This is a genomic window from Escherichia sp. 20412-1 (assembly GCF_003027595.1).
GTDB classification, from domain to species: Bacteria; Pseudomonadota; Gammaproteobacteria; order Enterobacterales; family Enterobacteriaceae; genus Escherichia; species Escherichia marmotae.
This window is the reverse complement of record NZ_PYQM01000069.1, coordinates 1-9,990: the sequence shown is the minus strand read 5'-3', so window position 1 is coordinate 9,990 and position 9,990 is coordinate 1. Positions and strand designations below refer to the sequence as shown.

Here is a 9,990-nt window from a genome sequence, read left to right as displayed (position 1 = left end):
AGTTGAGCGGATTCGCGTTTAAACTCTGCGCTGAAATTTCTTTTTTTCATTGGAGCACCTGTGTTGTTCTGAGGTGAGCATATCACCTCTGTTCAGGTGGCCAAATTTAGTGTGCCACTACAATGCTACAACTTTCTGATTAAGAGTGATTGAAACGGAACAAACCATCCCGGAACAAAAAGATAATCCTACACGCAGGGTAAAAACACTCAAGAACAGCGAATGGATTTAAAAACGACATGGACAACGAGAAAAGTCAGAAGGGAAAAGGATCCACAGAACATTCAAACAAAACACCAGAAACGCAACCAGAACGCTTCCTGGTAATGCAAATCAACAACAACGCCAAAACCTACAGCTTAATCACACAACTCAATCACGGATGCGAATGACATGTTTAAAACCTGTTTACAGATAACGCCGTTACACGATCATCCCCATCAGAATCGATTTTCCCTTCCTGAAAGCGTTACGTTTCACTACGCACCATAAAAACGATTAACCATCGATAACGTAAACTTCATCTGAATCAAAACACCAAAACCGTTCATCACACTTTCGCAATGCAAGAAGAAACCTCATGACGAAAACAATGACCTTACACGGAAAAGAAAAACGTCAGGAATCGTTAATGCCTAAATCTTATTGTTATCAAAACATCCAGAAAGTCGTTTAACAGAATCGTCGTAAGCACATCGAAAAGAACGTCAGATTACTTCAGGAAAGTTCGGGTTGATTTAGCGTAAAGATACTTTTCTCATGCTAACGTCGAAACTCGAAATATCAGGAAAGGTTAAACGTAACATCAGTAAAATCGAATAGCAGATTGATTGCTGAAGCAGAAAGGTTTTACAGCAGCATTAAACTGATTTAGTTAACGTAAAGATTTACTAAACTGGATGTGTATAGCAATGCTTAACGAAAACACTTGTAGAAGTGTTTATGAAAATACGTGTATAACACTTACTGAAATGCTTAGTTAAATACGTGTATATAGTATCATACCGACATTCTCAACTCTTCCAAACATCCATGCAGACTGAATGTTGATTACCCGTTTTCACATCAGGCATGGTTCTTTACTGACCAAAAAACAAACTGGTTTACTCTTGAATTATTTTCTCTACCTCAGAAAACATGATCTCAGGAATCTGTTATGGCTTCGTAGTTTCTGTTGTTCTTTTCATAAAAGTTATAAGTTATTGTCATAATCATACGATAATCACTTTATGTTAGTTTTTACTGTCACACGCTACTGACTTTTTCAGTCATTGCCAGAAAGGGGCTCTTTTTACTTCCATTTCACCACTCAACAAATGCAAAACTTGTCCAGTAAAGCGGACCACCACTTGCTCACAAGCAACGAATCGTCTCCAGGAACAGCCCTCAAACATTGCAGAAACAAAAACAACAAAACCCTCATTATCACTGATGTTCGGAAAATTTCCATGACCCAAAAAACGAAATTTAAATGAGATGCATTATCATGCGTGTGATCAAAAAGACGTTATGGTAGCTTTCAGTTAAATGGTGCTATTTCTCATAAATCCACTTAACTTTTTTTACTGATTCATCCCAGAGAACCACTTTATCAGTAAAAAATGAATTATATAGATTGACGAGTTTTTCTGTTTCAGTTATTCCCAATGCATTATGTATCAGTTGTAGATATGCTTTTATCCAGATTTCTTTACCCTCCCTCCACTTATCTATAAAACTTTCCAACTTACTTAATCGTTGATTTATAAAAAATGAATCAATATCATGAAAAAACTCAACAAGAAAACAGCACGAGACAATCTCAACAAAAAACAAATTCTCCTTAAAAGCATTATAAAACTTTATCAACACATAACGAAAAACACCTCCTGTTAACCTTTCCTGTTCATAAAACAACAAGCCAAAAATAGGCGGAAATCTTTTAACCACACCACTTTTAATCCAGTAAGGATGATGATTAGTCTTTACTGGCAGTGAATAAAAGAACAATTCGGTTTCTCTTTTCCCACCACAAACAGACAAAACAGTCTTATAAAGACTTTTTGAATCACTATATCCTGACACTCCAGACGAATTAGCAGGGTATTTTCTTTTTACTTTTTGCCTTAATGGAGCTGGAAGGATAATAAAACGGGATGGTAGATAACAATCGCTTTCAGAAGACCTGCATTCGCACACATGAAGATTTATATTTACATCCGGACAATTCAAAAACCACACAGAATAATTATCGCCCCGTTTGCAATATGAAACCCATGAATAAATTGCATAAAGTTCAGAAAGTACATCTAACTCTGCTTTTGATTTAAATGTGATACCGTTTCTTCGAATTCTCGTTTCCAGCGTTCTCCATGCCGGAGTTTTCAGTATCTCACGAACTTTTTTATTAAGTTCAGCCAGCGATGGTCCCTGCTCCTGTTTATGTTTCTTCCTGCTGTTAATGATTTCTCTTTCTTTTACTAATTTTTTCTTACTTTTGGATCCTTTTATCTTTCTTGGCAATGCTTCATTTAATCTGTGAACAGGATTTTGCTCTCTTCTTTTTTTGAGCTCACAAAACCTCTCATAATGTTTTCTGCACAGTCTTTTCTCCACTGCCATTTTTACTGAGAAAACCTGATTGTTACAATTTTTTCTGACGCATTTGTTTTTACGTCCGGTCATCCTCTCATCTCCTGAAACCGCAGTATGTCATTAGTTCCCGTTCGGAAAAACTCACTTCATACTCCATTACACTTTAACGATCATGTCTGTAATTCAGACATTCCATCATTTTTCACGTCCATATTACATGAATGATAAACCGGATTAGTGTGATCCGGTTCAGCGAAATCAACAGGATAACGGTATGTCATTCAGCCATTCTTCCCTCTCCGCACAAGTGAAATCATATCTGACGTTTCTTCCTGAAGAAATTCGCCAGAAAATCCTTGAACATCTCCACTGTGTTATTCATTACGAGCCCGTGATTGGCATTATGGGTAAATCCGGTACAGGCAAAAGCAGTCTGTGTAATGCCATTTTTCAGTCCCGTATCTGCGCCACACATCCTCTGAACGGCTGCACCCGCCAGGCTCATCGTCTTACCCTGCAGCTCGGTGAACGCAGAATGACGCTGGTCGATCTGCCCGGCATTGGTGAAACACCGCAGCATGATCAGGAATACCGGACACTTTATCGTCAGCTGCTACCGGAACTGGATCTGATTATCTGGATCCTGCGGGCTGATGAACGTGCGTATGCTGCCGATATTGCCATGCATCAGTTTTTACTGAATGAAGGTGCAGATCCCTCGCGTTTTCTGTTTGTTCTCAGCCATGCCGATCGCGTGTTTCCTGCCGGCGATTGGAACGACACAGAAAAATGCCCGTCCCGTCAGCAGGCGCTCTCGCTGGCGACGGTGACAGCCCGGGTAGCAACCCTGTTCCCTTCATCATTTCCGGTACTCTCCGTTGCCGCGCCTGTCGGCTGGAATATTCCGGCACTGGTGTCACTGATGATCCACGCACTGCCACCACAGGCAACCAGCGCGGTTTATTCACATATCCGGGGGGAAAACCGCTCTGAACAGGCCCGGAAACACGCACAACAGACTTTTGGTGACGCCATCGGGAAAAGCTTTGACGCTGCCGTTGCCCGGTTCAGTTTTCCGGTCTGGATGTTACAGCTTCTGCGTAAAGCCCGGGACCGCATTATCCGACTGCTGGAAACACTGTGGGATCACCTGTTCTGAACGTCCCGGTTTTTGCCCTGAGGAAACGTATACCTTTACACGACAACGGATTACGGCAACCGCTGCCGTATGCCGTCTGTCATTATCAATAACGCACTCTTTAATTTCTGAGGTAACCCATGAATACCAGAATGCTTTTTCCCCTGCTTTTCACTGTGGCATCCTTCTCCGCCTCCGCCGGTAACTGGGCTGTCAAAAACGGCTGGTGCCAGACCATGACGGAGGATGGTCAGGCGCTGGTGATGCTGAAAAATGGCACGATCAGTATCACCGGCCTGATGCAGGGGTGCCCGAATGGCGTACAGACGCTCCTGGGCAGCCGTATCAGCATTAACGGTAACCTGATCCCCACATCACAAATGTGTAATCAGCAGACAGGATTCAGGGCTGTTGAGGTGGAAGCCGGACAGGCGCCGGAAATGGTCAAAAAAGCCGCTCACTCCATAGCAGAGCGTGATGTGTCCGTTTTACAGGCATTTGGTGTACGAATGGAATTCACCCGCGGTGATATGCTGAAGGTCTGCCCGAAATTTGTCACGTCACTTGCCGGTTTTTCCCCGAAACAGACACCCGCCATTAATAAAGATTCCGTCCTGCAGGCTGCCCGGCAGGCATACGCCCGGGAATATGACGAGGAAACAACAGAAACCGCTGATTTTGGCTCTTACGAAGTAAAAGGCAATAAGGTTGAGTTTGAAGTGTTCAATCCTGAAGACCGTGCGTACGACAAAGTGACTGTCACGGTTGGTGCTGACGGTAATGCCACCGGTGCCAGCGTTGAATTTATCGGAAAATAGTCGGTATGTCGGACTGTCACCCTGTTTTATTGCCCGAAGGCCCTTTCTCACGCGAACAGGCGGTTACCGTCACAACAGCTTACCGCAATGTGCTTATTGAAGATGACCAGGGAACGCATTTCCGGCTGGTTATCCGTAATGCTGAAGGTCAGTTGCGCTGGCGGTACTGGAATTTTGAATCCGATGCCGGCAAACAACTTAATGCGTGGCTCGCCAGTGAGGGAATTCTCAGGCAATAAACGTCATTCATTTCACCCATCAGGCCGCGTCTTCTCCGGGAGACGCGGCTTTTTCATTTATACCGCCAACTCATTCATAAGGAGCAAATCATGCGATTAGCCAGTCGTTTTGGTCATGTAAACCAGATACGCCATGACCGTCCGCTGACACATGAAGAACTGATGCACCATGTGCCGGGGATTTTCGGGGAAGAGAAACACACGTCCCGAAGCCAGAACTATACGTACATCCCCACCATCACCGTACTGGAAAGCCTGCAGCGGGAAGGCTTCCAGCCCTTTTTCGCCTGCCAGACCCGCGTACGTGACCCGGGCCGCCGGGGGTATACCAAACACATGCTGCGTCTGCGCCGTGACGGGGAGATAAACGGACAACATGTCCCTGAAATCATTCTGCTCAACTCCCATGACGGTACCTCCAGCTACCAGATGCTGCCGGGTTACTTCAGGTTCGTCTGCCAGAACGGGTGCGTCTGTGGCCAGTCTCTGGGGGAAGTGCGTATTCCACACCGGGGAAACGTGGTGGACAGGGTCATCGAAGGGGCTTACGAAGTGGTGGGCGTGTTTGACCGGATTGAGGAAAAGCGTGATGCCATGCAGTCGCTGCTCTTACCGCCACCGGCACGCCAGGCGCTGGCACAGGCGGCGCTGACTTACCGTTATGGTGACGAACATCAGCCCGTCACCACCGCCGACATTCTGACACCACGACGCAGGGAGGATTACGGTAAGGACCTGTGGAGTGCATATCAGACCATCCAGGAGAATATGCTGAAAGGCGGAATTTCCGGTCGCAGTGCAAAAGGAAAACGTATCCATACCCGGGCCATTCACAGCATTGATACCGACATTAAGCTCAATCGCGCATTGTGGGTGATGGCAGAAACGATGCTGGAGAGCATGCGCTGATGCTGTTTCCCTGAAAGTGTAGCCCTGACTCACGTCTGTACCAGTCCCCGGGCATTCTTCCATTCATTTGCTTTTTATAAGGAATAATCTCATGACAACCGTCTCGCATAATTCCACCACTCCTTCTGTTTCCGTAACCGCTGCATCAGGGAATGACCAGCCTCAGCTGGTTGCCACCATAGTCCCTGATGAACAGCGCATCAGCTTCTGGCCGCAGCATTTTGGCCTCATTCCACAGTGGGTGACCCTGGAGCCCCGTGTTTTCGGCTGGATGGACCGTCTGTGCGAAGACTACTGCGGTGGTATCTGGAATCTGTACACTCTGAACAACGGCGGGGCATTTATGGCACCCGAACCGGATGACGATGATGAAACCTGGATACTGTTCAGTGCCATGAACGGTAACCGCGCTGAAATGAGCCCGGAAGCCGCCGGTATTGCCGCCTGTCTGATGACGTACAGCCATCATGCCTGTCGTACGGAGTGTTATGCCATGACGGTCCATTATTACCGGCTGCGGGATTACGCCCTGCAGCATCCGGAATGCAACGCCATTATGCGCATCATCGACTGAATGGAGGCAGGGACAATGCAGCAGCTTTCCTTTCTGCCCGGAGAAATGACAACCAGAGAGCGCAGCCTCATTCTGCGGGCCCTGAAAACCCTGGACCGCCATCTTCATGAACCCGGCGTGGCCTTCACCTCCACCCGTGCGGCACGGGAATGGCTGATTCTGAACATGGCGGGACTGGAGCGTGAAGAGTTCCGGGTGCTGTATCTGAACAACCAGAATCAGTTGATTGCCGGTGAAACCCTCTTCACCGGCACCATCAACCGCACGGAAGTCCATCCCCGGGAGGTGATTAAACGCGCCCTGTACCACAATGCCGCTGCCGTGGTGCTGGCGCACAATCACCCGTCCGGCGAAGTCACCCCCAGTAAGGCAGACCGGCTTATTACTGAACGTCTGGTTCAGGCACTGGCCCTGGTGGATATCCGGGTGCCGGACCATCTGATAGTCGGTGGCAGCCAGGTTTTCTCCTTTGCGGAACACGGTCTGCTTTAACCCGTCACCGTCACAACCACATCACACCTGTTTTCACTTTTATCTTCTGTCTTCAGAGGTATCACACTATGAAAATCATCACCCGTGGTGAAGCCATGCGTATTCACAGTCAGCATCCTGCATCCCGTCTTTTTCCGTTCTGTACCGGCAAATACCGCTGGCACGGTGGCACTGAAGCGTATACCGGTCGTGAAGTGCAGGATATTCCCGGTGTGCTGGCCGTGTTTGCTGAACGCCGTAAGGACAGTTTTGGCCCGTATGTCCGGCTGATGAGTGTCACCCTGAACTGATGTTCCGTCACCCGGGAAACGAGTACGACCAGATGACCTTAGACGCCGCTGTGGATGAGGCCATTCTCATCAATGCATACATCTTCACCGAAACCGGTCAGCGCGCCGGCTGACCTGTCATCGTTAAACCATTCTTAACCACTTTTCAGAGAGGATTTTATCGTGTCAGACAAACTCTCCGGGATAACTCATCCCGACGACAATCACGACCGCCCCTGGTGGGGGCTTCCCTGCACAGTGAGGCCCTGTTTTGGTGCCCGTCTGGTGCAGGAGGGTAACCACCTGCATTACCTTGCCGACCACGCCGGTATCAGAGGCCGCTTCAGCGACGCAGATGCATACCATCTGGACCAGGCCTTTCCGCTGCTGATGAAACAACTGGAACTCATGCTCACCAGCGGTGAACTGAATCCCCGACATCAGCATACCGTCACGCTGTATGCAAAAGGGCTGACCTGCGAAGCCGACACCCTCGGCTCCTGTGGTTACGTTTATCTGACTGTTTATCCGACACCGGCACCCGCAACCACCTCATAACCCCGAAGCTCTCACCTTTAGCACTACCAGTTACAGAGAACTTAAGATGAAAACATTATCCGACACACATGTACGGGAGGTATCTCGCTGCCCGTCTCCCGTCACCATCTGGCAGACACTGCTGTCCCGGTTGCTGGACCAGCACTATGGCCTCACACTGAATGACACACCGTTCGCCGATGAACGTGTGATTGAGCAGCATATTGAAGCTGGCATTTCACTGTGTGATGCAGTGAACTTTCTCGTGGAAAAATACGCACTGGTACGTACCGACCAGCCGGGATTCAGCGCCTGTACCCGCTCTCAGTTAATAAACAGTATTGATATTCTCCGGGCTCGCAGGGCAACCGGCCTGATGACCCGCGATAACTACAGAACGGTAAATAACATTACCCAGGGGAAACATCCGGAGGCGAAACAATGAAACTGGCCCTGACGCTGGAAGCCGACAGCATTAACGTGCAGGCACTGAACATGGGACGCATTGTCGTTGACGTCGATGGTGTTAATCTCGCTGAACTGATTAACGTGGTCTGTGATAATGGCCACTCCCTTCGTGTTGTTGATGCATCTGACCGGGCCTCAACAGACTGCATGCCACCATTTGCTGCCCTGACCGGTATACGCTGCAGTACCGCACATATCACGGAAACGGACAACGCCTGGCTGTACTCGCTGTCACACCAGACCAGTGACTTCGGTGAATCAGAATGGATTCATTTTACCGGCAGCGGCTATCTGTTACGTACTGATGCGTGGCCGTATCCGGTTCTGCGGCTTAAGCGCCTGGGGCTGTCAAAAACGTTCCGCCGTCTGGTTGTCACACTTACCCGACGTTATGGTGTCAGTCTCATTCATCTGGATGCCAGCGCTGAATGCCTGCCGGGTTTACCCACTTTCAACTGGTAACCAGGAGCAACATGAAATCATTAACCACGGAAACCGCACTGGATATTCTGATTGCGTGGCTGCAGGACAATATCGACTGCGAATCCGGAATTATCTTTGACAACAATGAGGATAAAACGGATTCGGCAGCACTGTTGTCCTGTATTGAACAGGCGAGGGAGGATATCCATACCCTGCGCCAACTGCAGCTTCTGCACCAGAACCGGTGAATCTCACTCACCAGACTTCATTCCACTGACGCCAGCCTGAATACGGCTGGCGTTTTCGTTTATAAACCAAAAGGAAAAACGATGATGTCAGATATCACAATCTCCCGCCCGGAACTGGTCAACGGGCATACGGACGTTATCTGCTCAACCAGTATCCGCCACATTCTGGCTGTACGAAAGAGTGCGCTGCTGCAAATCGACACACTTATCCGGCAACTGGCAGAAATCTCAGTACTGACAGAAAGTATTGGAGGTAAAACCGCCCTGAACTGGGCGATGAAACAGGATTTTCGCTGCGGCTGCTGGCTGATGGAGAAACCGGAAACCGCAATGAAAGCCATCACACGCAATCTCGATCGCGAAATCTGGCGTGACCTGATGCAACGTTCCGGGATGCAGAGTCTGATGGATGCGCAGACCCGGGACACATGGTACAGGTCACTGGAATATGATAATTTTCCGGAAATCAGTGAAGCGAACATTCTGAGCACATTTGAACAACTGCACCAGAATAAGGATGAAGTGTTTGAGCGGGGAGTGTTCAACGTCTTCAAAGGGCTGAGCTGGGATTACAAAACCAACTCACCCTGTAAATTTGGCAGTAAAATTATCGTCAACAATCTGGTGAGGTGGGACCAGTGGGGATTTCATCTTATCAGTGGAATGCAGGCAGATCGCCTGGCTGACCTGGAAAGAATGTTGCATCTGCTCAGCGGTAAACCGATCCCCGACAACCGGGGGAATATCACCATTAATCTGGATGACCACATACAGTCCGTTCAGGGTAAAGGACGCTATGAAGATGAGATGTTCATCATTAAATACTTTAAGAAGGGATCTGCACACATCACTTTCAAAAGGCTGGAGCTGATTGACAGAATTAACGATATAATAGCCAGGCACTTTCCTTCTGTGCTCTCAGCCTGACCCCGAGTTTGATTCCCTTTCGATATCAAAAGGGACTGCGGGTACAAAAGAGGGTACATCTTTCACCAAACCAAACAAAATAAACCAATATCAACATGATAGAAGCATTCTTCGATTCCGAGTCCGGCACCACTATTCATAAGGCCTCGCTGAAAAGCGGGGCTTTTTCTTTTTCTGGCTACGGTAAATTTCTGGCCGTTGCAACATGTAATTTGCGTGCTGTATTTCTCGCCATTTTCGACGATGTTTGGTAAGCGTCAACAGAGCGCCGTATTGACACTTATTTATCGGTGAAAACTACGTTCCATGGCAGCAGTTCGTCAACACGGTTGGAGGGCCATTCCGGCAGTACGCTCAGGATATGGCGCAGATAC

General features: G+C 48.0%; 14 protein-coding genes. 12 read left to right on the top strand and 2 right to left on the bottom strand.

Annotation, left to right across the window (positions count from 1 at the left end; translation table 11 throughout):
* Positions 1 to 1,533: 1,533 nt before the first annotated feature.
* Positions 1,534 to 2,664, bottom strand: coding sequence for a hypothetical protein (locus C7B16_RS23125; RefSeq protein WP_107180221.1), 1,131 nt, complete (start codon positions 2,662 to 2,664; stop codon positions 1,534 to 1,536).
* A 184-nt stretch (positions 2,665 to 2,848) separates the two neighbouring features.
* Here C7B16_RS23125 and C7B16_RS23120 point away from each other — a divergent pair, with 184 nt between their 5' ends.
* From C7B16_RS23120 to C7B16_RS23060, 12 genes are all read left to right on the top strand, one after another.
* Positions 2,849 to 3,733, top strand: a complete 885-nt coding sequence (locus C7B16_RS23120; protein WP_107180220.1) for a GTPase family protein — start codon at positions 2,849 to 2,851, stop codon at positions 3,731 to 3,733.
* A 119-nt stretch (positions 3,734 to 3,852) separates the two neighbouring features.
* Entirely contained in the window at positions 3,853 to 4,530 is a 678-nt protein-coding gene (locus tag C7B16_RS23115) for a hypothetical protein (protein WP_107180219.1), read from the top strand.
* Between the two features lie 5 nt (positions 4,531 to 4,535).
* Entirely contained in the window at positions 4,536 to 4,769 is a 234-nt protein-coding gene (locus tag C7B16_RS23110) for a DUF905 family protein (RefSeq protein WP_107180218.1), read from the top strand.
* A gap of 90 nt (positions 4,770 to 4,859) precedes the next feature.
* Entirely contained in the window at positions 4,860 to 5,678 is an 819-nt protein-coding gene (locus C7B16_RS23100) for a DUF932 domain-containing protein (RefSeq protein ID WP_107180217.1), read from the top strand.
* Between the two features lie 91 nt (positions 5,679 to 5,769).
* A complete protein-coding gene (locus C7B16_RS23095) occupies positions 5,770 to 6,252 on the top strand; it encodes an antirestriction protein (RefSeq protein ID WP_107180216.1) in 483 nt (160 codons plus the stop codon).
* 15 nt (positions 6,253 to 6,267) lie between these two features.
* Positions 6,268 to 6,744 (top strand): RadC family protein, encoded by a 477-nt coding sequence (gene radC / locus C7B16_RS23090; RefSeq protein ID WP_021566731.1) that lies wholly within the window; start codon positions 6,268 to 6,270, stop codon positions 6,742 to 6,744.
* A 68-nt stretch (positions 6,745 to 6,812) separates the two neighbouring features.
* A complete protein-coding gene (locus tag C7B16_RS23085; RefSeq protein ID WP_001552746.1) occupies positions 6,813 to 7,034 on the top strand; it encodes a DUF987 domain-containing protein in 222 nt (73 codons plus the stop codon).
* A 162-nt stretch (positions 7,035 to 7,196) separates the two neighbouring features.
* On the top strand, positions 7,197 to 7,571 hold the full coding sequence (locus C7B16_RS23080) for a type IV toxin-antitoxin system YeeU family antitoxin (protein ID WP_107180215.1): 375 nt from the start codon (positions 7,197 to 7,199) through the stop codon (positions 7,569 to 7,571).
* A 46-nt stretch (positions 7,572 to 7,617) separates the two neighbouring features.
* Positions 7,618 to 7,995, top strand: a complete 378-nt coding sequence (locus C7B16_RS23075; protein WP_096941311.1) for a TA system toxin CbtA family protein — start codon at positions 7,618 to 7,620, stop codon at positions 7,993 to 7,995.
* Positions 7,992 to 8,480, top strand: a complete 489-nt coding sequence (locus C7B16_RS23070) for a DUF5983 family protein (RefSeq protein WP_078206074.1) — start codon at positions 7,992 to 7,994, stop codon at positions 8,478 to 8,480. The genes C7B16_RS23075 and C7B16_RS23070 overlap by 4 nt, the downstream gene beginning before the upstream one ends.
* Before the next feature lie 11 nt (positions 8,481 to 8,491).
* Positions 8,492 to 8,689 (top strand): DUF957 domain-containing protein, encoded by a 198-nt coding sequence (locus tag C7B16_RS23065; RefSeq protein ID WP_012908799.1) that lies wholly within the window; start codon positions 8,492 to 8,494, stop codon positions 8,687 to 8,689.
* Positions 8,690 to 8,773: 84 nt separating this feature from the next.
* On the top strand, positions 8,774 to 9,616 hold the full coding sequence (locus tag C7B16_RS23060) for a DUF4942 domain-containing protein (protein WP_078206098.1): 843 nt from the start codon (positions 8,774 to 8,776) through the stop codon (positions 9,614 to 9,616).
* A 280-nt stretch (positions 9,617 to 9,896) separates the two neighbouring features.
* Here the strand turns inward: C7B16_RS23060 and C7B16_RS24710 are convergent.
* Positions 9,897 to 9,990: transposase domain-containing protein (locus C7B16_RS24710; protein ID WP_143192629.1), on the bottom strand; the 94-nt coding region annotated here is incomplete at its 5' end.